Source organism: Flavihumibacter petaseus NBRC 106054 (assembly GCF_000974785.1).
Classification (GTDB): domain Bacteria; phylum Bacteroidota; class Bacteroidia; order Chitinophagales; family Chitinophagaceae; genus Flavihumibacter; species Flavihumibacter petaseus.
Genome location: NZ_BBWV01000001.1, coordinates 379,303 through 404,897 on the forward strand (window position 1 = coordinate 379,303; position 25,595 = coordinate 404,897).

At 47.8% G+C, this 25,595-nt stretch carries 15 protein-coding genes; 13 read left to right on the forward strand and 2 right to left on the reverse strand.

Annotated elements, in window-relative coordinates:
* Positions 1–13 precede the first annotated feature (13 nt).
* The 6 genes from FPE01S_RS01635 to FPE01S_RS01660 all read left to right on the forward strand — a co-directional run bounded on the left by FPE01S_RS01635 (position 14) and on the right by FPE01S_RS01660 (position 8,312).
* Positions 14–1,522, forward strand: coding sequence for a carboxypeptidase M32 (locus FPE01S_RS01635; RefSeq protein ID WP_046367195.1), 1,509 nt, complete (start codon positions 14–16; stop codon positions 1,520–1,522).
* 32 nt (positions 1,523–1,554) lie between these two features.
* Complete coding sequence (locus FPE01S_RS01640) at positions 1,555–1,926, forward strand: hypothetical protein (protein ID WP_157473855.1); 372 nt, start codon at positions 1,555–1,557, stop codon at positions 1,924–1,926.
* A gap of 81 nt (positions 1,927–2,007) precedes the next feature.
* Positions 2,008–6,354: a PKD domain-containing protein gene (locus tag FPE01S_RS01645; RefSeq protein ID WP_169749117.1), complete on the forward strand. Its 4,347-nt coding sequence runs from the start codon at positions 2,008–2,010 to the stop codon at positions 6,352–6,354.
* 4 nt (positions 6,355–6,358) lie between these two features.
* Positions 6,359–7,396 (forward strand): PorP/SprF family type IX secretion system membrane protein, encoded by a 1,038-nt coding sequence (locus FPE01S_RS01650; protein WP_046367198.1) that lies wholly within the window; start codon positions 6,359–6,361, stop codon positions 7,394–7,396.
* 36 nt (positions 7,397–7,432) lie between these two features.
* Complete coding sequence (locus FPE01S_RS01655) at positions 7,433–7,903, forward strand: redoxin domain-containing protein (RefSeq protein WP_046367199.1); 471 nt, start codon at positions 7,433–7,435, stop codon at positions 7,901–7,903.
* Positions 7,904–8,018: 115 nt separating this feature from the next.
* The gene (locus FPE01S_RS01660; protein ID WP_046367200.1) at positions 8,019–8,312 is read left to right on the forward strand and encodes a T9SS type A sorting domain-containing protein; all 294 of its coding nucleotides are present in this window, start codon (positions 8,019–8,021) and stop codon (positions 8,310–8,312) included.
* A gap of 15 nt (positions 8,313–8,327) precedes the next feature.
* Here the strand turns inward: FPE01S_RS01660 and FPE01S_RS01665 are convergent, their stop codons facing one another.
* The gene (locus FPE01S_RS01665) at positions 8,328–9,500 is read right to left on the reverse strand and encodes a class I SAM-dependent rRNA methyltransferase (RefSeq protein WP_046367201.1); all 1,173 of its coding nucleotides are present in this window, start codon (positions 9,498–9,500) and stop codon (positions 8,328–8,330) included.
* 210 nt (positions 9,501–9,710) lie between these two features.
* On the opposite strand from FPE01S_RS01665, the gene FPE01S_RS01670 reads away from it, so the two are divergent.
* The 7 genes from FPE01S_RS01670 (at position 9,711) to FPE01S_RS01700 (ending at position 23,795) form a co-directional block, all read left to right on the forward strand.
* Complete coding sequence (locus tag FPE01S_RS01670) at positions 9,711–10,220, forward strand: nucleotide exchange factor GrpE (protein WP_245623921.1); 510 nt, start codon at positions 9,711–9,713, stop codon at positions 10,218–10,220.
* 31 nt (positions 10,221–10,251) lie between these two features.
* Positions 10,252–11,418, forward strand: a complete 1,167-nt coding sequence (dnaJ, locus tag FPE01S_RS01675; protein WP_046367203.1) for a molecular chaperone DnaJ — start codon at positions 10,252–10,254, stop codon at positions 11,416–11,418.
* A 50-nt stretch (positions 11,419–11,468) separates the two neighbouring features.
* Positions 11,469–12,059: an HD domain-containing protein gene (locus tag FPE01S_RS01680; RefSeq protein WP_046367204.1), complete on the forward strand. Its 591-nt coding sequence runs from the start codon at positions 11,469–11,471 to the stop codon at positions 12,057–12,059.
* A 14-nt stretch (positions 12,060–12,073) separates the two neighbouring features.
* Positions 12,074–14,833, forward strand: coding sequence for a hypothetical protein (locus tag FPE01S_RS01685; protein ID WP_157473856.1), 2,760 nt, complete (start codon positions 12,074–12,076; stop codon positions 14,831–14,833).
* Positions 14,823–15,263 carry a Crp/Fnr family transcriptional regulator gene (locus FPE01S_RS01690; protein ID WP_046367206.1) on the forward strand — a complete coding sequence of 147 codons (441 nt, stop codon included), beginning with the start codon at positions 14,823–14,825 and terminating at the stop codon, positions 15,261–15,263. The genes FPE01S_RS01685 and FPE01S_RS01690 overlap by 11 nt, the downstream gene beginning before the upstream one ends.
* A gap of 188 nt (positions 15,264–15,451) precedes the next feature.
* On the forward strand, positions 15,452–21,808 hold the full coding sequence (locus FPE01S_RS01695; protein ID WP_046367207.1) for an MBG domain-containing protein: 6,357 nt from the start codon (positions 15,452–15,454) through the stop codon (positions 21,806–21,808).
* Positions 21,809–21,824: 16 nt separating this feature from the next.
* Positions 21,825–23,795 (forward strand): adenylate/guanylate cyclase domain-containing protein, encoded by a 1,971-nt coding sequence (locus FPE01S_RS01700; protein WP_083990107.1) that lies wholly within the window; start codon positions 21,825–21,827, stop codon positions 23,793–23,795.
* On the opposite strand, the gene FPE01S_RS01705 is transcribed toward FPE01S_RS01700, so the two are convergent.
* Complete coding sequence (locus FPE01S_RS01705; protein ID WP_052955434.1) at positions 23,775–25,517, reverse strand: vWA domain-containing protein; 1,743 nt, start codon at positions 25,515–25,517, stop codon at positions 23,775–23,777. The genes FPE01S_RS01700 and FPE01S_RS01705 overlap by 21 nt on opposite strands.
* Positions 25,518–25,595 lie beyond the last annotated feature (78 nt).

Consider the following 25,595-nt stretch of genomic DNA (forward strand, 5'->3'; position numbering starts at 1 on the left):
TACTGTTGTGATTATGGGATATGAAAACTATGTAGACCGGATGCGCGAAATCGCTGATATCCGATACGCAACTGCCGTACTGCAATGGGACCAGGAAACTTATATGCCTGAGGCCGGAGCAGATGGCAGGTCAAGGCAAATCGCCACCCTGAGCGAATTGGCACATAGCCGTTTTACAGATCCGGCAATGGGTGACCTTGTAAGTCGTTTGCGTTCGTCCGGCAGTACCGATCCCATGGCCACACGCAACCTGGATCTTACCGCCTATGACTTTGATCAGGCATCCAGGCTTCCGGCTGCTTTTGTACGCCGAATGAGCGAAACCGTTTCCAAAGCTTTTCAGGCATGGGTAACTGCCCGGTCTGAAAATAACTTCAACCGTTTCGCACCAATATTGGAGACCCTGGTTACACTCAAGAAAGAGGAAGCCGCCTTGCTGGGATTCGAGGGTCATCCCTACAATGCCCTCCTTAATCAGTATGAGCGTGGCTGTACTACTGATCTTCTCGACAAAATTTTTGGTGCACTCCGCGGGCCGTTGCAGCAACTGATTGACCGGATCGGTACCCGTCCGCAGGTAGACAACGCCATCTTCCGCCAGTATTTTCCTGAAACTGATCAGTGGGCGTTCAGTCTCGATATGTTGAAATTAATGGGATTTGATACCAGTGCAGGCCGCCAGGATAAGTCTGCCCACCCGTTCACCACCAATTTCAGCAGCCGGGATGTACGCATTACCACGAGGATTGACGAAAACGATCTTTCCTACATGACCTGGAGCACGATCCATGAACTGGGGCATGCCCTGTATGAGCAGGGGTTGCCGGAATCTCAATACGGTTTGCCCCTCGGGGAATATGCTTCATTAAGCATTCACGAGTCACAATCGCGGCTTTGGGAAAACAATGTCGGGAGGAGCCTTGCCTGGAGCAGGAATTTTCTGCCCCTCCTGTTGCAGTATTTTCCCATGCAATTCCACAAAACCAATCCCGATCAGCTGTACCGTGCGGCCAATCGCGTGGAACCCTCCCTGATACGTACGGAAGCAGATGAGCTGACCTATCATTTTCACGTTCTCATCCGTTATGAAATTGAAAAATCACTGATCGGCGGAGACCTTTCGGTGAACGATATCCCCGACGCATGGGCAGCAGGTTACAAACGATACCTTGGAATCGAGGTACCGGATAACAGCCGTGGTTGCCTGCAGGATGTTCACTGGAGCCATGGCAGTTTCGGATATTTTCCCACATACAGCCTCGGTAGTCTATATGCAGCGCAGTTTTTCGCAGCTGCAGCCCACGAAATTCCGGATTTGTCTGTCAGGATCGAAAAAGGGGAATACCATTTGCTATTGGATTGGCTGCGGAAAAAGGTGCATATGCATGGCAGATTTTTCACAAGTGAAGAACTCTGCCGGGAGGTAACCGGGGAAGGAATAAACATCGGTCACTTTATGCAATATGTGAATGATAAATACCGTTTCATTTACGCTTTTCAACCGGAGGAGGCTGCGATATGAGAAAACTGGCATGGCTATTAGTAATTACCTTTTTGGGACTTTCCTGCAAAAAAGCCATTGAGGACAAAAAGGAAGATCTGGTACTGGACGCTATGACAAATGGCCGATGGTATGTATATTCCTTTGTAGACGCCGGCCAGGATATCACCGCATCGTTTTCTCCGTACGAATTTCAGTTTTACCGGGATGGTAAGGTCAGTGGCCTTTCCAGCACAGGTGAGGTTAAAGGAACCTGGGATGGAGATCCGAATGCCATGACGATCAGTGCCAGTTTTCCGGAAGCAGGTGACCCTGTTAAAAAACTGAATGCCCTTTGGAAAGTTGTTGATAACTCCTGGGACTATGTGAAGGCGCAGACGACTGTTGATGGATCTGCGAGACAGTTGTATCTGAAGAAGAAATAGATCCAGGTCATGACCCGTATAATCCGTTGTTTCTACCCTGTTGAAAACAAGTTGCTTTCTGAAAAAACAAAAACCGACTTGTTGAGAACAAAACATATTATCCTTCTCCTGCTGCTGGCTGTCACCTCATGGGTGAAACTATTGGCGCAAGCTCCCGTTCCTAAATTTACTGCTGATGTTACTCAGGGTTGTTCTCCACTGGTGGTACGCTTTACAGATCAGTCTACCGGAGCGGGTCCACTAAGCTACCAATGGGATCTCGGCAACGGCGTGCTGACTACTTCCAAAAACCCCGTGACCACTTACGTTTACGATCCGGCCGGTAACAATACGTTTACGGTGAAATTGAACGTCCGCAACCAATACGGCGTACGGAGAACGGAGGGGAAAATAACGGTTTATCCGTCAGCGAATGTTGTTTTCAGGGCAAGTAACAATATAGCCTGTGCGCCTATCGAAATACAATACACAGATTTGTCTACGGTACCCTCGGGAAGCATTACCGGCTGGTTATGGGATTTTGGCGATGGAACGACCTCCACTTTAAAAAACCCCAAAAAGTTATATACCAATGTGGGGTATTACAATGTGACGTTAACGGTTACAACCTCCAATGGCTGCACAGTTACCAATGCCCGGCCCCGGTTTATGCGGATTATCGGTGGAATTACGCCCAATTTTGAATTTTCCAGGTCCACCGCCTGCACCATCCCGGTGGATGTTACCTTTAATAATCAGACTACCGGCCCAGGGATACTTTCCCACAAGTGGGTACTCGGCAACGGCCTGACGTCAAATGACAAGAATCCCACAACAGTTTATGATGAACCCGGTACGTTTAATGTAAAACTTGTTACCACCAGTAACTACGGCTGTAAGGATTCTCTGGAAAAACCGATTACGTTTTCTACTGACAATACCAGTTTTATAGCACCCGATAGCGTTTGTCCCGACAATCCCGTTCAGTTCACGAACCAGGGAAGTTCCACCCCCACTTCAGCTACCTGGGATTTCGGCGACGGAACAACGTCGCTTGAAATTAACCCGGTCAAAGCTTACACAGTACCTGGCATCTATACAGTCAAGCTTATTAATGCCTATGCTGAATGTACCGGAACTTTCAGCAGAACGATCAAAGTAACCACCCCCCCTGACCTTGGCTTCCTGGTGACCAATAGTAAAGGCTGCCAGGCACCACATACGGTAAAGTTCCAGGACACCACGGCAAATTCCAGTAACTGGTTATGGGACTTTGGCGATGGTACTACAAGCACCGAAAAAAATCCGGAGCACATTTATACAACTGAAGGCCAGTTCTCCGTTACGCTGACAGTTACCAACGCCCTGGGATGCCCCAGTACAGTCACTAAAACTGATATCATTGAAATCAGGCCGCCTGTTGACCTCAGGATCATCCCGGTGGCCAATGGAGGTTGCGTACCGTTTGACTACAAGCCTTCTTTTGTCTTTAATTCGCTCGATACCGTTGTATCCTATCAATGGGATTTTGGCGACGGAAGTACTGCCACCGGCCCATTCCCTGTGCACACCTATACAAATTATGGCCGGTATGAAGTTAAAGTTACCGTTACTACGAGTGCCGGTTGTTCGATAACCTACGTATCTCCGGATAGTGTGCGGGTAGGCACTCCTCCAACTATAGACTTTACCGTTTCCAAAAATGCATTTTGTGCAGGTGAGGCGGTAGACTTCACCTCCCTGGCAACGCCGGCTGATCAATGGATCTGGCTTTTTGGCGACGAAGGAAAGTCATCCGAAGAAAGTCCCAGTTATATGTACCAGGATACAGGCAGGATGGATGTAACCCTGATTGCCTTCAATAATGGATGCCCCGACACCCTGGTAAAGGAGGGATTTCTCACCACCTATGCACCTGTCGCTAAATTTGTGGCAAATGTGGATTGTTCCAACCCCAGAAGAGTGAGTTTTGAAAACCTGTCAATTGAAGATGCAACACATGGAACGACCACTTATTTCTGGGACTTTGGAAACGGCACCACCTCCACACTGAAAGATCCACCACCAATTATATACAGCAGTTTCGGATCCTATACTGTTTCCTTAACGGCGAAAGATGATCAGTGTCAGTACAGAAAACAGGTCCAGGTGAATTTATACCGGCTTAATCCGGAAATAGAAACAAATAAACCTCAATACTGCCCGAACGATCAGGTCCGGCTTACGGTTCCTGCTGCATTCACCGAAAATATTACTGAATACCTTTGGTCTATTGAAGGGGTACCAACCTCAATTACCGACGACACCGCTACACTGCGAATTCCGGTTAAAGGCAATTACGATGTTTCACTGTCTGTAAAAGATAAGAATAACTGCTGGGTTACGGTAACCAAAACCGACCTGATCAAAATAGTAGGCGCTGAAAATGATTTCTCTGTTGCGAATAACGGTGGTTGCGTGAATGCGCAGATCGGTATTACAGATCTGTCAACCCCTCCGAACTCAATAAAGAGCTGGAGATTCACTTTCGGCGATGGTACAGACACAACATTCACCGCACTGCCCATAACCCATTCCTATACGAATGCCGGCACTTATTCCATCAGGTTGATCACGGTTGACAATTTTGGATGCAAAGACACTACAACTAAAACAGCTGTCGCCATTATAACCAAGCCTCAGGTTAATTTTATGGCAGAAGACACAATTTATTGTCCTGATGTTGCTGTCAGCTTTTTTGACATGACAAAAGGAAACGGTCTTTCTTACCAATGGGATTTTGGCGATAATGGAAAGTCCACAGCTAAGGATCCGGTGCATACCTATACGGGAAAAGACACGTCCTATACTGTCCGGTTGATCGTGACAGACGAAAACGGATGCATTGACTCGCTGATCAGGACGAGCTATATCCGTATTGCAGCACCAACTGCATCTTTCGAACTGTATGATTCTTCGTCAATATGTCCACCACTTGAAACAAAATTTGTTTCAACGTCAACCAACGTCGAAAGCCTGCTTTGGGATTTTGGAGATGGCAACCTATCTAACCTGCCTTCTACCAGTAACTTCTATAATACATACGGGAAATATACTGCAACCCTAACTGTAACAGGGTACCACGGATGTAAGAGAACTGCTTCTGCGGAAGTGAATGTGTATAATCCCAATACGCAAACGGTATTCACCTACAATCCGCTTGAAAACTGTAATACGCTTACAGCAAACTTCACTATTGTTCCGCCGCCGAATACGGCCTATTCCATTTCGTTCGGTGACGGAACATTTGATAGTTCGCAGGCTACAAATCTGACCCATACCTATCTGAGACCCGGTATTTATTCTCCCAGGCTCACGCTTTATGATAGCCTGGACTGCCAGGTTAATGTTGGCGGAAGCAGCCGCATAACCGTTAACGGCATTCTGCCGGACTTTGACCTGAGCAGTAAAGCATTTTGCGATACAGGAACAGTAGCTTTCCAGGACTACAGCCTGGATGGTGCAGACAGCATAGTATCCTGGAACTGGACCATGGGTGATGGTGGCGTTATGACCGGCGAACACTTCTCTTATCATTTCGCCAACCCGGGAACCTATCTCGTCACTGAAAACATGACAACAGCCAAAGGTTGCGTAAACAGCAGGACAGACACTGTCAGGGTATACCGTACACCATTGGCGGTTATCAACGGGCCGGATGAGGTATGCGTGGGTAATGTTGTTGAATTCAGGGCTACTACCGTAGTTCCGGACTCACTGACCATCTGGAAATGGACCTACAACGGCAGCCAGAATTCAGCAGAGCCGGTGATCCGCAACAATTATTCATCACCCGGCACCCAGCAGCTGGCACTCGTTGCTTCCAACCTCCTCGGATGTTCTTCAGATACCACCAAAGAAGTAATGGTTTGGCCGAACCCGGTTATTACCAACCAGCCAGAAGTCTCCATGCCGGTGGGCGGAAGCGTAACACTGCCGGTTTCATACAGTTCCAACGTAATGACCTGGACCTGGACGCCGGCGAATAATCTCAGCTGCACTAACTGCGGTACACCCACTGCCAACCCGCAATTCACGACCAACTATAATATCGCCGTCGTAGACTCCAACGGATGCCGCGCTACCAGCAATATAGTTGTAACTGTACTGTGCGTAGGTGACAACTACTTTATTCCAAACACCTTCAGCCCGAATAATGACGGACAGAATGATGTCTTCTACCCGAGAGGCAAAGGTCTGAACAGGATCCAGTCCATGCGCATCTTCAATCGCTGGGGTGAGATTGTATTCGAGAAAAAGAATTTCCCTGCAAACGACAGGTCGCAGGGCTGGGATGGTATGGTCCGCGGTATGAAGGCTCAATCTGATGCCTATGTTTATATCATTGAAGTGATCTGCGACAATGGTCAGATCGTTCCGTTGAAAGGAAATGTCACCCTGATCAGATAAGACTATGAAAACCAGATTTTCCCATATCACTTTCCTGATGTTGATGGTAACGCTGCTGACCACGGGGAAGCTGCGTGCACAGGACATTCACTTTTCCCAGTTCTACGAAGCACCGCTATTGCGGAACCCTTCACTTGCCGGGATCTTTACCGGAGACATAAGGGCACAGATCGTCTACCGGGATCAGTGGAACAGTTTTACAAACGCCTATCGCAGTGGTTCGCTGAATTTTGAATACAAGTTACCGGTTGGAGGAACCGAGGATTTCATAACTGCTGGCCTGCAGATGCTGTATGATCGTGCCGGAACTGTATCCCTCACCTCTACCCATTTGTTGCCTGCCATCAACTATCATAAATCCCTCAGCAGCGAACGAAACATGTTCCTTTCCGTTGGTTTTATGGGCGGGATGGTACGCAGAAGCATTGACCAGTCAAAAATCACAACCGACAACCAATTCACCGGCGGCGCCTTCAATCCTGCCGTAGCCAGTGGAGAAACCTTTGCAAATGCAAATTACTGGTACCCGGATGCCAGCGTTGGGACTGCATTCAACATGAGTTTCGGTAAGGAAGAAGACAACAACCTGTTCTTTGGTGTAGCCTACCACCACGTCAACCGTCCCTCCAACTCATTTTACAGAAATGCCAATGAAGCGCTTCATCCCAAATGGGTTGTTTCCGGTGGTGTAAAATTTGATCTGAATGACGAAAGTTTTTTCAACCTCCAGGCAGACTATTCCAAACAGGGAAGCGCGTCAGAGGTCATTGGAGGTGCCATGTATGGCTATAAGTTCGGCGATCCGGAGACGCCTGATTATGTCTTGCAGCTGGGTGCTTTTATTCGTGCCAAAGATGCCCTGATCCCCGCACTCAAGATAGATTACAATCCTTTTTCACTGGGATTCAGTTATGATGTGAACGTTTCGCAGCTCAAGACAGCCAGCCAGGGCCGCGGCGGTTTTGAATTATCGGTCACCTATATTGGTTTCCTGGATCGTGAAAGTTCTTCGAAATTCAAGATCCACTGTCCCCGTTTTTAATCCGTACCCTTTCACTACCTACTAAAATGGTAACCCATGCACCCTGTTCCAGGTCAGCCGGCACCGGATTTCAACCTCTTCAGTTCGGAAAAAATAAGGGTATCCCTTTACGAACAGCGGGGTGAAAACGTGCTGTTACTATTCTACCCCCAGGCATTTTCCAGCGTTTGTACAGCAGAGTTATGCAATGTGCGGGACAATCTTACGTTGTATAATCAGCTCGATGCCCGCGTTTTTGCAATCAGCGTCGATTCCGTTTATACCCTGGCAAAATTCAAAGCCGACCAGCGACTGAATTTTACGCTGCTCAGTGATTTTAATAAAGAAACGTCAGCAGCATACGGGGTGCTTATGGAATCTTTCTCCTTTGACATGCGCGGCGTATCGATGAGAGCAGCTTTTGTGATCGACAGGATGGGGATTGTGAAGTATGCGGAAGTATTGGAAAATGTGAAAGAACAGCCTGATTTTGAGGCAATTAATAAGACACTTGAAGGATTGCCCTAATATTCTGTTAGATTTGCCGGCTGGCATTGTATTTTTGAGAAAATTGAAATAACTTGTTTAAAAGGACCTGTAACCGTAATCGCCGATGAGGATATTTTTTACATTATCCCTTTTTATGGTATTTGCAATTGAAGGAATGGCCCAAACCAGCCAGCCTCAACCTGCAGCGGTCAGGTTTTATCCCAACCCGGCAATCAGCCAGATTACTTTCGATTTCCCCCGTCAATACGATAAGACTTATAGCTTTGAAGTATTCAACTTCCTGGGTAAGAAAGTGTTCGAACAGAAGAATGTAAACCCCAAAACGACCATTGATCTTTCGCAGTATTTTCGCGGCATCTACATCTACCAGTTACGCGATAAAACCGGGAAAATAGTTGAATCCGGTCGTTTTCAGGTTACCAAATAATTTATTTTCATTCAGTTACAACACCTGAACGATCAGGAATTTCAGGTAGTGTGTGTTTTCCAGTCCCCATACAATCGGATGGTCACTTGCCTGTGCGCGGTAAACTACCTGCCTTAAGGTTCTGCGTGCATCTTTAGCGGCCATTTCAATAATTTCCAGGAAAAGATCCGGCTGCACCAGGTTTGTGCAGGAAGTTGTAACGAGAAATCCTCCCGGTTTAACAAGCTTCATTCCCCTCAGGTTAATTTCCTTGTAACCGGTAATCGCCTTATTGATATTTTCCCTGCTTTTTGTAAAAGCCGGCGGGTCGAGCATCACCACGTCAAACTGGCGGCCTTCCTTTGCCCAGGCTTTTAATACATCAAAAGCATTCACTTCCATGAAACTGCACACTTTATCAAACCCGTTCAGAGCAGCGTTCCGGTCGGCCTGCATGACAGCGTTTGCTGAAATGTCGAGTCCCAGCACTGATTTCGCGCCGTAATGCGCGGCGTGGATTTCAAAAGTTCCGGTATACGTAAATGCACCCAATACGTCAGCCCCTTTGACAATATGCTCAATCGCCCTGCGGTTGTCCTGCTGATCAAGGAAATAGCCTGTCTTCTGACCATTTTCCACATCTACCAGGAATTGCAGACCATTTTCCCTGATCGTGATCAGCGTATTAAATGGTGCGGAAAGGAAGCCTTTAACCAATGGTAATCCCTCCAGTTCCCTGACAGGAACGTCATTTCTTTCATAGATTCCTTTGGGTGAGAATACCGTATTTAAAGCATCCACGATGGCAGGTTTCCACCGGTCGATACCCAGCGCCAGTGTCTGCAGCACAAAATAATCGTTGAATTTGTCGATAATCAGTGCAGGAAGAAAGTCGGCTTCGCCAAAGATCAGGCGGCAGTTTTCAGTATAACCAAGCTTCTGGCGGTATTCCCAGGCAGTGCTGATCCGGTTCAGGAAAAAGGCATCATTGATCATTTCCTGTTTGTTCCGGGTAAGCAGGCGGACAAATATCTGGGACTTGGGATTAGCATATCCCCTACCGACAAACTTCCCCTCATGGGTAAGGAGGTCCACAATATCACCCGGGTCGATGGCACCTTCAATCTTTCCCACTTCATTGGCAAAAACCCAGGGATGCCCGTTTTCTACTCTTCGGCTAACCTTCTTCTTAAGATAAACTGCTGTCATGGCCGCAAAGGTAGCTTATCGGACAGGTCAAATGAGACAAAATGTCCCTTTTACACGCTATGGCAAAAAAATTGACTGAACTAGAGGAATCATCAACCCAGGCAAATCCGGCATGCTGTATGGCGACTTCCGTCATAAATGGCAAAAATTGCTAGGTTTGCTGCCAATTTGTACGACATGGAAGATAAAGACAGGGAAAATCAAGTTGATATGGACATAAATGCAGATAGCGACGTGCCGGGCACCAGCCATTTGCAGCAGCCCATCGGTGATGCGGCAGACCTGGAAAAAATGGAGCAGGAACTGGCTGACAGCAAAGACAAATACCTGCGTCTGGTAGCGGAATTCGACAATTTCAGGAAACGGACAGCCAGGGAACGCCTGGAACTGGTGCAAACGGCCGGTAAAGATGTAATTACATCTTTGCTTGACGTTCTGGACGATGCTGAGCGGGCGGAAAAGCAACTGGCAGGAATCGATGAAAGCCAGGGCGAAGGGGTAAAACTGGTGTTCAACAAACTTCGTAACGTATTGCAGGCGAGAGGTTTGAAAGCAATGGAGAGCATCGGCACCGATTTCGATCCCGATAAGCATGAAGCGATTACCGAGATCCCCGCACCGCAACCTTCACTGGCTGGAAAGGTAGTGGATGAAGTAGTCAAAGGATATTACCTGAATGATAAGATAATCCGGTTCGCCAAAGTGGTGGTCGGAAAGTAAGCGTAGAAAATAAGCAGAACCCAAAGAGCAAATGTCAACCAAAAGAGATTTTTACGAAATACTGGGGGTAGGAAAAACCGCTTCCGCCGATGAGATCAAAAAAGCCTATCGTAAGGTGGCCATGCAGTATCACCCTGACCGCAATCCGGGAGATAAGGCAGCTGAAGAAAAGTTTAAGGAGGCTGCCGAAGCATATGAGGTCTTAAGTGACGCAGACAAACGAACCCAATATGATCGTTATGGTCATGCCGGGCTGTCGGGAGCGGGCCGAGGATTTGGCGGTGGTGGAAATATGAATATGGATGACATCTTCAGCCAGTTCGGAGACATTTTTGGGGATGACATATTTGGTTCGTTCTTTGGCGGACAAGGTGGCCGCGGACGCGGCGGTCAACGGCCAAGGGGTATCCGTGGCAGTAACCTGCGCGTTAAACTCAAACTGACATTCGAAGAGATTGCCAAGGGTGTTACAAAAAGCATCAAGGTCAAAAAATATGTAACCTGTACCACCTGTTCCGGTTCAGGTGCAAAAGACAAAGGGAGTGTTCAGACCTGTTCTACCTGCTCAGGTAGTGGTCAGGTAAGAAAAGTTACCAATACCTTCCTTGGACAAATGCAAACGGTCACTACCTGCCCCACCTGTAATGGAGAGGGAACTACCATAACGGCAAAATGCGGTAGTTGCAAAGGGGAAGGACGTGTCTACGGCGAAGAAACTGTTACCATAGATATACCGGCTGGCGTACAGGAAGGCATGCAGCTGAATGTAACAGGAAGAGGTAATGCCGGTGAAAGAGGCGGTCCTTCCGGCGACCTGATCGTTCTGATCGAGGAAGAAGCACATGCCCAGCTGCAGCGCGACGGACTTAATGTAGCCTTTGACCTCTATATCACCTTCCCTGATGCCGTTTTTGGTACCCAGGTGGAAGTGCCCACTATAGACGGAAGGGCCAAGATCAAAATACCAGCCGGCACCCAGAGCGGTAAAATATTCAGGCTGAAAGGCAAGGGATTTCCGGCTGTGAACAGCTATGAAAAGGGCGACCAGCTGATCCATGTCAATGTCTGGACACCGCAACACCTCAGCCAGGAAGAGAAAGCCATGATGGAAAAACTACAGGCTTCCAATAATTTCAAACCCAATCCTGACAAAAACGAAAGGAGCTTTTTCGACAAGGTTCGCGAGATTTTCTCCTGATTGCAAAGCCGGGAAATAACCATTATATTTAATGGGTAATTCAGCATGATATGACTGAAACCGGTTTTCATGCCCTAAAACAACATATCATTCAACGATTGTCGGCCGGCCTGGATCCGAGATTTACTTATCATAATCTCGCCCATACCCTGGACGTTCTGGAACAGGCCAGCCGAATAGCTTCCCTTGAAGGTATTTCTGACGAGCGCAATCTTTTATTGTTAAAGATTGCAGCGCTTTATCATGACACCGGTTTCCTGTTTACCTATCGTGGGCACGAAGAGAAGTCCTGTGAAATTCTTGAGGAAGACCTTGGTGACAAGGGTTTTTCAAAAGAAGAAATGGATTGCATGAAGGGGATGATAATGGCTACCAAAATCCCCCAAAGCCCGGCCACCCTGATGGAAGAGATTATTTGTGATGCAGACCTGGATTACCTGGGAAGAGATGATTTTGAACCGATCAGTGAGAGCCTTAAAGCCGAGTTCCTGGCTTATGGCATCATCCGGGAGGTTGCAGAATGGGATCCTATTCAGGTTTCATTTTTTGAGAAGCACCATTATTTCACTTCCAGTTCAATCAGGCTCCGGGACCCCGTGAAACAGGACCATCTGGCCAGGCTGTATCAGAGAACCGAATAAAAGGCGAATCCCACATGAGACCCAACCATCGCTGGTTGAAATTGCTCAATGTACATGATAATGAGTGGCTGACCGTGAAGAAGCTGTTTTGGCTGCAGTTCTTTCAGGGAGCAGGTATTTCATTCTTTTTTACCGCCGAATTTGCGCGGTTCCTGGAACGGTTTCCAATCTCCCGGTTGCCCTGGGTAATGATCCTTTCTGCTTTTCTCCTTTGGCTCTCCGGCCTCGTCTATACAGTTCTTGAACCACTGATCTCCTTTAAAAAATTCAATACGGCGCTTATCCTGTTCATGGCGGGTAGTATGTTGATGGTCCGGCTGGGAAGCATCGTTTTTCCTCAGGATTGGTTTTACTATTTCAGCCTTGCCTGGTTTTATGTACTGTACCTTTTAAATAATCTTGAATTCTGGGGGATAGCGGCACAGCTGTTTGACATCCGGCAAAGCAAGCGGCTTTTTGGCGTCATCAGCGCCGGTGACATACCCGCCAAATTTGTCGGTTATACGCTCGCGCTGGTGTTTGTCAGTTTTACCGGAACCCTGAACCTGTTGCTGGTCGGTTTCCTGTGCATGCTCGCCTCACTTCCCTTTTTTACCAGGCTTGCAGACGATGAAGCGGCAGCTTTCGGACATGGCCATCAGCATGGCGGCCATTCTTCCGCACACCCCTGGCAATCCGTTTCAAACCTGATCGAGGATTTCAAACACAGCAAGATCATCCAGCGGATCGCCTGGATTTCCCTGACTACCGGCGCCTGTATGATCATCGTTAATTATGGCTTTTACGCCAAGGTCAAGGAGAACAATCACACAGACATTGAACTGGCCCGTTTTATCGCCGTATTTATGATCACCCTGCGCGTTGCGGCTATGGTTACCAAAACAATCTTTACCGGCAGGCTGACCATGCATCTCGGGGTGAGGCAAAGCCTGTTTATTACGCCGGTAGCCATGGTATTGCTGGTAGGGTTCATCCTGGTGTTCAGCCACGGTAACAATAACCCAAAACTCATATTGTACCTTTTCGGAGCAACCAGTATCGGCGTAGATGTATTGCGAACAGCGATCAATGCACCGGTGATCCTGACCGTTATGCAGCCGTTACCCCTACACGAAAGATTGCGGGCACACAATATTGTGAAAGGCATTATGGATCCATTTGCCACGCTATTCTGTGGCATATTATTGCTGGTATTGTTCCATTACCAGCAATCGATCAACCTGGTGACGCTCTGTTATGTGCTGCTGATCATTGCAGCGGCCTGGATCATAGGCATCGTACTGGTGAACGCCGAATACCTGAACATGCTGATCAAGACCATCAGCAGTCGCTTCTTCAGCCAGGAGGAGTTTAACCTGAATGACGCTGAGACGCTGACCAAAATCCAGGAAAAGATAAAATCGGGCTCAGAATCGGAAGTGATGAGTGTGTTGCTGATGGTGGCAACCAAACAAAATCCACTTTCCACCGACCTGCTGGAGCGGTTTCTGGAGCATCCGGCACGTGACATCCGGCTCGAAACGATCCGCATTATCGGTTCCAAAAAAATCACCTCACTGAAAGAGCGCCTCATCCCCTTTGTATTTCGAGAGGAAGAACAACTTTTACAGCTGGAGGCTGTGAAAACCATTTGCCAGCTTGCCGACAACGCGATGGAACTCGATGCCTACCTCAATCACCCCAGTGCGATCATCCGTCAAACAGCAATGATCGGGTTGATGAATAACACCCAGGGCATACCCGCCGGACAGGCTGGATCGATCATCGGAACGATGATCGACAATGGCGACAAAGCCGAAAAGCTCAGGGCGCTCGACATGCTCGAAGCTGCCAACGAAGTTTTCGGCCTGGATGCCCATGCGGGTTTGCTGAGTGATACCGACCACCAGGTACGTACACGCGCCATCAATGCACTGGGAAAAGCGGCAACCCCCAATACTATTAAAGCGTTGGCTGCCATTGCCCCTAAAGAAGAGAAACTGGCTGTGAAAGCTTTCCAGCGTATTGGCCCTGCTGCCCTGCCCCACCTTCGCCAATTGCTGCTTAAACTGCATGCCGGTCAGAATATCCGGAAACAGCTGTTACTGGTCACCGGCAGGATCGGCGGCGAAGCGGCCCAGAAGATCCTTTTGGAACAACTGACAGCAAAACCCGCAGACGCGGCAGATATCGTGAAGGCTCTCTACCGGTCTAAATATATAGTAACTGCTGAAAGCCGGGGAATGCTGGAGGAATATTGCCGCCACTATATCAAGAATGCTGTCGAACTGCTGCACATGCAGAAAGCTTTACCGGAAAAGCAGGACCCCGACCCTTTATTGTTCAGTGCTGTACAGATCGAATTGCAGGAAATCAGGGAGGTCCTCTTATGCCTGTTTGCCTGCCTCTATGACCGTAAACAGATCAAAAAGGTACGTAACGGCCTTCTGGCGAACCGCAAGGACAATATTGCCAATGCCCTGGAGATCATCGAACTGACGGTAAAGAAGGACCTGGGTAAATATTTCAATATCTTATACGAGAGTGTGCCAATTGAACGGAAATGCGACCTGCTGAAAATGCTGAATGGCGGTTTCCGCTATGACCAGGCGGGATCGGTTCTTGGCCGTATTCTTTCTGAACAGCCAATCCGGTACCTTGACTGGACAAAAGCCTGTTCATTGTATATTACAAGAAAGTATACCATCCCGGTAGAAGAACAATTATTACTTAAATTCCTGGAAGCTGAAAGCCTCCTTTTACAGGAAACAGCCCGATACGCTTATGCAAACTGATAAATTACTGTTGGTAGAAAAAGTTCTGATCCTTAAGTCTTTGAGCATCTTCCGTGAAACACCCGAAAACATCCTGGCCGACCTGGCACCATTGATGGAAGAACTGGAATGCGAAAGGAACACACTGCTATTCCATGAGGGCGAAATAGGCGATTGCATGTATGTTATCCAGCAGGGCGAAGTAAGGATTCACAAAGGAGACATTACCCTTGCCGTTCTCAAAGACAGGGAAGTTTTCGGGGAATTATCCCTGTTAGATGCGGAAACCCGTTCTGCATCAGCTACCTGCGCTTCGGATTGCAGCCTTTTCAGGATCGACCAGGAGCCCTTTTATGAACTTATAGATTCCCGCCCCGAAGTTGCCCGGGGCTTTATTAAAATCCTTTGCCAGCGGCTTCGGGCCCAAAATGAAAAATCGGTTAAGGGATAAACATCAACTTGCGGGGTTGCCATATTTTGCTTACCTTAAATCGCCTGACACCGTACATTCTACTCTATAAAATACCCTACGTATCCTTTTCAGCTGATCTACCGACCTGGTGCGCGTAAAAATTGTTAACCCTGGACCCGGCCCGGAAAGGTTACCCTATTCCGTGGTTTGGTTATTAATTGAAGTAAATGAAAAAGCTGAACAGGAAGAACGTCTTCCTTACCTTTCTGCCACTGCTGACGGCATTATTGACTGCACTTCCGGCTACTGCACAACAACTAAAAATCCAGGACTTTGTCATGTATGGCAAAGGCACTGTTGAAATCGGAGGTTCAAATACCTTCACCGGCAAGGGTGCAATTGCAAGTTCTACCTACATTAAATCTTCCAGCACTTCCCTTATAGCAGGCGATTTTCATACTTCCGGAAAGATCGAGTATCAGAATAACAATTCTATTGAAGGCAATATCAACGCTATTTCCACTATAACAGCGGGAAATGGCTTTAACCTGAAAGGCAATATCAAAGCAGGTGGAAAGGTAACCATATCAGGAGGAAAAATCACTGGAACCGTTACCACGGGCACTTCCTATTCAGGTCCAACACCAGGTGGCGGACCGGCTATCATTGCCCAACCAGTGCTGCCCGCACTTCCCGCCTTTCCTGCTGGTATTAATTTTACCGCAGGCACAACCGACATCACCGGTAACGCGTCCCTGACACCGGTAAATGATACCGCGCGCGTACGCAAAGTCAGTTTCAGCGGTAGTAAAACGCTTACATTCAACGGCCCCGGTGTATATATATTTGACGACATCAACTTAACGGGATCTACCAGTATTGTCTTTGACCTGAAAGGCAAATCCGGAAAGATTTATATCCTGGTAAAAGGTAACATGTTGCTGGGAAATGCAACAGCATCCTATAAAAATGCACCGGCTAATGACAGCGAGATTTCGATAGCTTCCAGAATTCTGACAATCGTCAATGGGTCCGGGGGATCGGACAAAATCGCATTCCGGCTGAATAACGGAACCGGTAGCTATGTCTCCAAGTGGCTGGGCACTATCTGGACATCTGCCGGCGGTGTGGAACTGGGTAAAAATTCAGGAAAATCATTTTTCACCGGTGCAGTAATATCTGCCGGAGACATCAAACTGAATACTGGCGTTTCAATTGTGTTCAGTCCCTATGGAGACTGCCTGACGAAACCCAACGCCAACGCGGGTAGTGATAAGCAACTTACAAGTGATATTACAAGTGTCACACTAAACGGAAGTTCAACCACTGCTAATGCCCAGTTTGCATGGACAGCCTTAGCTGGCGGCGCCATCCAGAGTGGCGCCAATACTGCATCGCCTGTAATTGCACAGGAAGGTACATACGTTCTTACAGTGACGGACCCTGCTTCAGGCTGCACGCAAACGGACACTGCCATTGTCACCCGCAAATCCGGCATTGATCCTGGTTATGAAAGCGATAATTTCAAAGTCAATGATATTATCGGACCAGAACTCACTGCCCTTGCCGGCAACAAGGAAATCAATGCCGGCCAGAACCTGTTTATCATTGATGGCAACAGGGTTTACATCGAAGTAGTTACTGTGGCTACCAAATACAACGATGTATTATCGCTGATTCAGACGTCACCTTATGGCATGGACAATATCATTCCCAATCCCAGTGGTTCACTGACAATTACGGGAAGATATCCTATCGCAAATCTCACCAAGCTTAACCTCCTGCCGGATCTGATCCGGTATGTAAAGCCACTGATCCCACCCATCATGGAAAACGGGATTGCGAATACGCAGGGTGATATTGCCCAGAAAACCGACTATATCCGGAACGCTTATAACCTTGATGGTTCTGGTATTAAAATCGGCGTGCTGTCTGATAGTTATAGTACAATTCCCAATAAGGCTTTTCAGGACGTCCAGAACGGTGACCTTCCCGGCCCAGGTAACCCCAACGGCATCATCACTCCGGTAGATGTTTTGCTTGATTACACCTTCGGTCAGAAGCTGGATGAAGGAAGGGCCATGTTGCAGATTATTCATGATATCGCTCCAAAAGCCACACTGGCATTCCGGACCGGGTTTCTGAGTGCCGGCGATTTTGCCAATGGCATCCGGTCACTCAAAACTGCGGGTTGCCAGATCATTGTTGACGATATTACCTACTACACAGAGCCTTTCTTTGCAAAGGGGCAGGTTGCGAAGGCTGTAGAAGAGGTCAGCAGCCAGGGTGTTGCCTATTTTACTTCTGCGGGTAATTTCGGAAGTAAATCCTACCAGGCCCAATTCTCACCAGGCACACTCCCCGCTGCATCCGGATTAACTGGTACAGCGCATAATTTCGGCGGAACGGTATTGCAGAAACTCAACCTGAAAACAGCAGGCGTATTCACCATAGTGCTGCAATGGCAGGATGATGTCTATTCCCTTGGCCAGTCAACCACCGGCACACAGAATGATATTGATATCTACCTCACGGACAATAACGGAAAGATCATTTATGGTTTTAACCGTAACAATATAGGAGGTGATCCTTATGAAATCCTTCCCTTCCAGATTGATGAGCCTACACAGGCAAATATTATGATCGTCAGGGCACAGGGCACTGGAAACCCCAATCTCAAATACATCGTACTCCGCGGTGACGCTGAAATTGTGAACTACAGCGGCAGCAGCACGATTTTCGGACATGCCAACAGTCCGGCTGCAATGACGGTTGGTGCTGTTCTGTATTCCAACACACCTGCTTATGGCGTTAATACACCAACAATTGCCTCCTTCTCCTCAGTCGGTGGCGGAGTATTTGAAACTGCCATTCCCAATAAACCTGATTTCACCGCGCCCAACGGCGTCAGCACTACCGTGGTATTCCCGAATGCACCGGACCCTGACGGTGATGGCTTCACCAATTTTTACGGCACATCAGCTGCCGCCCCGCATGCGGCTGCAATGGGAGTATTGATTGCGCAGGCAAGAAAAAAATACTTCAATCTGGACGCAGATGGTGCATATATCCGCAACCTGTTGAAGAATACCGCCATAGATATGAATGCCGGAGGCTTTGATTTCATTTCAGGTTCCGGGCTTATACAAGGCGACGCTGCACTGGCCAGCATGCCTTCCGCCCCTACACCCAAGCTGATTACAATTGACCTGCCACCCAATACCAATATTACCAATGGCTCGACTGCGCCGCTCCCCATAACCATCAACGGCGACTACTTCAACGAAAACTCAGTAGTGTATGTTCGGAATACGCCGTACACACCAACTTCTATTACTGACGAGCAGATCAAAATAACATTGCCTCCTTTCACAGGAAACCCGGCAATAAGGGTCTATACTCCTTCGGAAACTCCCAGCGAACTTGATGGCGGTTTTTCCAATTCTGTCAATATTGCCGACATTCCCAAGAAAAATGTGGTAGTCACGGTCCAGAATGCTACAAAAAAATTCGCAGAAGCCTTACCTGATTTCGCCATCACGGTGACTGTAAACGGCGCCTCACTTCCCAGTGGCACTACATTGACGAGTCTGGGCCTCGACCAGGTTCAATATGCAACTACCGCAAATAGCCAAAGTCCCGTAGGCAGCTACCTCGTCAGGGCAACGCGGACATTCGATCCGGCTAATGACGCTGACGCAGGCCTGCTGGAATTGTACAATTATTCTTTCGTGGGTGGTGTATTGACTGTGGCGCCACTTCATGTTACTATAAAACCGGAAGACAAAACTGCTGTTTACGGCGAATCACTGAAAAACATTTCATTCAGGTATATCTACGATGATTCAAAAATACCAATTGGCGAGCGTGCAGCATTCCTCTCCAAACTCCAGACGCAACACCAGGCCAATTTCATGAGAAACACGACTGTGTTGCTGTCCGCCAGGTATTCGAATATTACACCCTTAACAGCCTCCGATCTCACCAACCTCGCCGTTCTTGTCAGCCGTACAGCAACTTCAAAGGGTGTCCCCTTTGTAAATGGCATTCCTTTCGGAGAAGGTGGAACCGGAACAAATGATACCACTATTCTGGTAAGCGTGAATCCACAGGGCATCTATGACCTTAACAACCAGGTGACCAATGCACTCACCAGAAAAGGAGTACCGCTGATCAATGGTAATCCTATCTATAACGGTGTGCCTTATGTCAATACCACTGCGGTACTGAATACTGTCACCCTGCTTGAAAATGAAGCTGTGGTAAATGGCGTGCCGTTTGTGAACGGTGTACCATTCGTTAACGGTGTGCCGTACATCAATGGTGTGCCGTATATCAACAGGAAATCATATGAATCAATCAACGGTGTTCCCTATATCAATGGAGTACCGTATATCAACAGCGGATTTGAACTTATTAACGGAGTTCCCTACATTAACGGCGTGCCGTTCGTAAACAGCGGATTCGAAATGGTTAACGGTGTGCCGTTTGTAAATGGTGTTCCACTGATTAACAGTGGGGAAATGTACCTGATCAATGGTGTTCCATTTGTCAACAATGGCGGCCTCTACCTGATCAACGGAGTACCTTATATCAACAGCGGATTCAATATTCAGAATGGCGTTCCTTTTGTCAATGGAGTGCCGTATATCAACTCTGCATTTACCCTTGTAAATGGTGTTCCGTTTGTTAATGGCGTACCGTTCGTTAATGCATCCGTCTCTTTGCAGAACGGAGTGCCTTATATTAATGGTGTTCCCTTTGTTAATAACCTCAGCGGTTTCGAGTTGATTAACGGTGTGCCGTATATCAATGGCGTTCCTTTTGTAAACAGCAATATCGTGGTACAGAATGGTGTTCCATATATTAATGGTGTTCCATTCGTAAATACTGCCATAACCCTGCAAGCTGGCGTACCGTATATCAACGGCGTGCCGTTCGTTAACAGCGGTAGCAACTATATAGTCAACGGCGTCCCCTTTGTAAATAGTGGCGGCTCACTGGCCAGCGTTATAGACGAGGAAGATCTGGCTCTTGGAGATAAGAGTCTTGTCCTCCAATCTGCCAATGCCATTACAGGGTATACAGTCGGACAACAATATATTGTGCCCGGCGCCTTCATGCCCGGCTCTGTTCTGGGCAATAACCTTGACATCAATTACGAATCCGGCTTATTGAACATTACGCCGGCGACACTGACCATCAAGGCTGATGATGTAACAGTAGCGTTTGGTGCGACAATTCCGGCTTACACTGCACAAACTACCGGCCTGCTGCTCGGAGATCTTGCAACGTCAGTGCTGGATGGTCCGATCACGTTCACCACCACCAATGCGACCAACCAGATTGTGACGCCGTACAAACCCGGTCTGTATAACATCAATCCGCAGGCAACCACACAAACTTCTGCCAACTATGTACTTGACCTTAAGAAGGGGCAACTTACTATTGGTAAAGCGCCATTGACAATAACGGCTGAAAATAAATCAAGGGCTTACGGCGATGCCAATCCTGCATTCACCTTTGTATACTCCGGATTTATCGGCACAGACAATGCAGATATCCTTCAGACAAAGCCAACGGGAACTACTATTGCAACAGCAACTTCTAACGTTGGCCCGTATGATATCACTGCGGCGGGAGCGGTTTCAGATATCTATTCATTTACGTATGTGAAAGGAACACTAACCGTTACGCAGGCAGCGCTGACGGTTAAAGCGGATGATAACTATATGTACCAGGGTGATGCTTTCCCATCATTCACAGCCACCTATACCGGTCTCAAAAATAGTGACCGGACCCTGATCGGATCGAACAGTCTTACTTTTACCGTTAACAATTACACTGGTCAGGCCGGCACCTATCCAATCGTACCTTCTGCGCTTAACTTCAGCAAAGTTGGAAACTACAGCATTACCTATCAGAATGGCTTGCTGTATGTTAATCCGAAAGGCAATGGTGCCAAAAAGATCAGGGCCTACCTGGATTGCATCAGGGATCTCGGTGCCGGAACAACACCGTATCGTTACGTGGCAAGATTCTTCTACGTAAATGATAATAGCACGGCGATTCTTATTCCCAATACCAGCAATGACAATAAGCTGTCATCGTCCGGCAGATTTGATGGCTCAGCGCAACCATCCGTATTCCTTCCAGGCACAGCATCATTTGATGTACCATTTGACGGCACCAAACTGACCTGGACGGTTACCAGTTATGAGTCTGCGAAGAAATCCGCAATCGCTGCAACCGGAAGTTCTACTTCCGGCAGGTGCAACAACAGCCGTGGCTCCGGAAATACTGCTAAGGAAACAGCGGTGGTAACTGAAACTATAGACGCCAGCTGGAAATTCTACCCCAACCCCGTGATCAGCCGGTTGATGATCAATAGCGGTAAAGAATCAATTGATCCGAAATCTGTTTCCCTGTTTGACGCTTCCGGCAGAAGGTTGTTGCTGCCAGAAACCAGGCAGGTAACCAGCCGACTGGTGGAACTGAATCTTTCCGGATTACCGGCAGGTATTTATATTGTGAAGGTGGAAACCACAAACGGACAAAAACTGATGCGTATAGTGAAGCAATAGATTAATAAATGATTAGATGAGTAAATTCCTATGTAGTTGTTGGGCATTGCTGATGGCACTGATATCCTTCGCGCAAAACCAAACAGCCGACAGCCTTTTGAAAGCCATACAGGGTATGCAGGAGGATTCCCTGAAGGTCGACGCCCTGATCCAGCTCAGCAGGAATTATTACAATGATTCCTGGGACAATGCCATCCGTTACGCGAACGAGGCAAAGGACCTGGCTGCAAGGATCGGGTATAAGAAAGGGGAGGCCCTTGCTTTCAAAGGCATTGGTATCGCCTATTATGTAATGGGCCAGCCGGTTAGTGCCATCGGTGCCTGGGAGGAATCTCTAAAAGCCTTCCGGTCACTTAATGACAAAAGCGGTATTGCCAACATTCTGGGTAACCTGGGAGGCGTGTATGAAAGAAGCGACGAAGCTAAAGCGATGGAATACTACCTTCAGTCGCTGAGCGTGGCTGAGGAGATCGGTGACAATTATCGTATCGCCACCATGATGCTCAATCTTGGCGCACTTTACGATAAAAAAAGTGCTACTGCTGCGAAGGCCATGGATGCCTACCGCAATGCGATTGCTATAGCCACGGCTCATAACTACCCCGATGCCCTCGGAATGGCTACCGGAAATATCGGTGACCTGTTCCTGAAAAAAGGAGAAATCGATTCAGCCCTTCATTATTTCAAACTGGCAGAACTCAATCTTCAGGGAAATGGCAACCTGCCTCTTGCACTGAATAATATCGGCAGGGCATATCTCCAGGCAAAAAATATCCCGGAAGCCACTACCTATCATCAGCGCGCTTACCAGGAAGCAAGCAGGTCCAACAACAAGCTTTACATGACGCAGGCCCTGCTGGGGCTCGCAGATATTGAAGTACAAAAGGGCGAAAACGGGCTCGCCCTGAAAACCTACCTGGAAGCGGAACAACTCGCCACCGAGCTGAAAGCCAACGACGAACTCAACAAATCGTATGAGGGACTATCGGCTACTTATTCCCGCCTTCGTGATTACAGTCATGCCTACCAGTATCAGGTCAAACTGACAGACCTCAAACAAAAGATTTACAATAAAGAAGCAGACGACAAAATCAAAGACCTGCAATTCGAATTTGATCTTCAGAAAAAAGAAACAGAGATCAACCTGCTATCGCGGGACAAAGCCCTGCAGGATGTGGAGATCCGGCGCCAGCGTTTTGCCAAGAATGCCCTTACCGCAGGACTTATAGGCATCATTGCCATCGTCTTCATTCTCTACAGGGGATACCGCAATAAAGTGCGCACCAACCAGTTACTGGACAAACAGAAAATAGAGATTGAACACCTGTTGCTCAACATTCTTCCGGAAGAAGTTGCCCATGAACTGCAGACTGAAGGAAGTGCAACGCCGAAAAACTTTGAACAGGTTTCAGTTCTGTTCACAGACTTCAAAGGATTCACCAAAATGGCTGATGTGCTGTCGCCGCAGGAACTGGTCGCCGAACTGAATGAATGTTTTATGGCATTCGATGAAATCATTGAAAAACACCACCTTGAAAAAATAAAAACCATTGGTGATTCTTACATGTGTGCCGGCGGAATTCCTGTACCTGACAGTAACCATGCCACTCATATTATAGAAGCAAGTTTTGACATCATAAGGTATCTCGAACAATGGAACAGCCGCCGTATTGAAAAGGGCCTGCAACCCTGGGAATTGCGTATAGGCATCCACGTAGGCCCGGTAGTGGCGGGTGTGGTAGGTAAGAAGAAATACGCCTATGATATCTGGGGTAGTACAGTGAATATTGCCAGCCGGATGGAAAGCGCCGGTGAACCAGGCAAGGTCAATATCTCTTCCAGCATGTTCGAACTGGTACGCGATCAGTATGAATGCCGGTATCGTGGAAAAATCTACGCCAAGAATATCGGTGAGATCGATATGTACTTTGTGGATGGGGTCAAAGCGCAGACAGGTGAAATCCCGTTAGCGATGACCGCCTCTTGAGCGTAACGGCTTCCCTTTATAATACAGCTTTCTTGCCTTTTCCATCAGTGCAAGAAACTCCTGATCCAGGTACTCCTGCGGTCTCACCACCGGCGTCATGATCGTTTGCAGATCTATCCAATTGCCATTTTTGATAAACCGTGATTCTTTCAGCAATGAACCAAAAAGAACCAGGCCCGTTGCAAAGCGGTAGTTTCGGGGCAACTCTATGAACGGTGTCACCTCATTGCCAATACGCAGGGAACAAGTCATTTTCTGGGTTTCCCCTGGTATCTTATAGCTTAATTCCACATCTGCCAGGTAAGGGGGGATTGCCGAGGCATCCAGTGAATCTCTCTTCTCCAATTCAAACACAGCCATCATCGTGTGGCCGGAACCCAATTCTCCTCCTTCCAGCACGCTGGAAGTATCTGCTATTGCAGACCGCTTGTTATCAAAACCCAGTAGCCGGTATGACCTGATCGCATCGGGCTGAAACTTTACATGCAGCAAAGCATCATCCGCAACCGCATACATGGTTTGTGTGATCTCTTTCACCAGCACTTTCTCAGCCTCCTTTTCATCATCCAGGTAAGCGAAATTGCCATTGCCTTTTTTTGCCAGCACTTCCAGCTTTGAATCCTTGTAATTCCCCATTCCCACACCAAGACAGGTCAGGTAAATGCCCAACTGCCGCTGCTGGGTGATCAGGCGTTCCAGGTCCTCCTCACTGGTTTGTCCCACATTGAAGTCACCATCCGTTGCAAGTATCACACGATTGTTTCCATTAGGTATAAACTTGCTTTGCGCTAGCTTGTATGCGGCACGGATACCCGACTCCCCCGCAGTTGATCCGCCCGGCTCCAGTTCTTCTATTGATTTTTTGATCTTGTCCTTTTCGGCTCCGGAAGTAGGAATCAGCCAAACCCCAACCGATCCGCCGTATACTACGATGGATACCGTGTCAATAGGACGCAGGTTATCGATCATCAGTTTAAATGCCGATTTCAGCAGCGGCAGCCTGTTGGGCATGTCCATTGATCCGGAAATATCTACCAGGAATACCAGGTTGCTCGGTGGAATATTCTGGAGGTCAAGTTTCTTCGCACTCGCTTTAATAAACAATAACTGGTTTCCGGGCTTCCAGGGGCAGTCACTCAGTTTTGACTGCACGTTGAACACCTTATCACCTTCCGGCGCATCGTAACCAAGATCAAAATAATTCAGCATCTCTTCAATGCGCACCGCATCCGGCGGCACGGTACTGCCCATATTCAGAAAACGGCGGATATTACTGTAGGAAGCCTTATCTGTATTTATAGCAAAGTCCACATCCGGAAACCTGTGAGAATCCATGTATTCATTTTCACTCAGATTACTGTATGTTTCGCCACCCGCAGCAACATTAGCCTTTTCATTTGATGGCAACCCACGCGTAACTGACATAAGCCGGCGTTCCTGCCTTGTCTGCTTCTGTGCTATAAGTTTGAGGACAAAATTGTTTTCCCGGCCATTTTCGAGCGAGACAGTCCGCGACTGATACCCCTCCAGGCTAAGTGTAACAGAATCTTTTGGATTGGCAGACGTTATGCCAAATCCTCCATAAGTGCCTGTATAATAAAGATAACCGCTTGAATGGAGCATCATTTTGACATTGGCCAGGGGTTTCTGGGTTTCGTCTTTGATCTCTCCTCTCAAATAATACTGGGCCTGCAGCGGTAACTGGGCCACGATCAACAGCAATATGGCAAAAACAGTTTTCAGGAGGGGGTTTTCGGGGAGAAAGTTACATGATTAAGCAGTCATTGTCAAGTCTATAGC

Excerpts from the sequence above, each read along its gene's own strand:
- FPE01S_RS01695 (WP_046367207.1), top strand. The coding sequence starts at position 15,452 with ATGAAAAAGCTGAACAGGAAGAACGTCTTCCTTACCTTTCTGCCACTG.
- FPE01S_RS01690 (WP_046367206.1), top strand. The coding sequence starts at position 14,823 with ATGCAAACTGATAAATTACTGTTGGTAGAAAAAGTTCTGATCCTTAAG.
- FPE01S_RS01655 (WP_046367199.1), top strand. The coding sequence starts at position 7,433 with ATGCACCCTGTTCCAGGTCAGCCGGCACCGGATTTCAACCTCTTCAGT.
- FPE01S_RS01680 (WP_046367204.1), top strand. The coding sequence starts at position 11,469 with ATGACTGAAACCGGTTTTCATGCCCTAAAACAACATATCATTCAACGA.
- FPE01S_RS01685 (WP_157473856.1), top strand. The coding sequence starts at position 12,074 with ATGAGACCCAACCATCGCTGGTTGAAATTGCTCAATGTACATGATAAT.
- FPE01S_RS01650 (WP_046367198.1), top strand. The coding sequence starts at position 6,359 with ATGAAAACCAGATTTTCCCATATCACTTTCCTGATGTTGATGGTAACG.
- FPE01S_RS01670 (WP_245623921.1), top strand. The coding sequence starts at position 9,711 with ATGGACATAAATGCAGATAGCGACGTGCCGGGCACCAGCCATTTGCAG.
- FPE01S_RS01700 (WP_083990107.1), top strand. The coding sequence starts at position 21,825 with ATGAGTAAATTCCTATGTAGTTGTTGGGCATTGCTGATGGCACTGATA.
- dnaJ (WP_046367203.1), top strand. The coding sequence starts at position 10,252 with ATGTCAACCAAAAGAGATTTTTACGAAATACTGGGGGTAGGAAAAACC.
- FPE01S_RS01660 (WP_046367200.1), top strand. The coding sequence starts at position 8,019 with ATGGTATTTGCAATTGAAGGAATGGCCCAAACCAGCCAGCCTCAACCT.
- FPE01S_RS01635 (WP_046367195.1), top strand. The coding sequence starts at position 14 with ATGGGATATGAAAACTATGTAGACCGGATGCGCGAAATCGCTGATATC.
- FPE01S_RS01665 (WP_046367201.1), bottom strand. The coding sequence starts at position 9,500 with ATGACAGCAGTTTATCTTAAGAAGAAGGTTAGCCGAAGAGTAGAAAAC.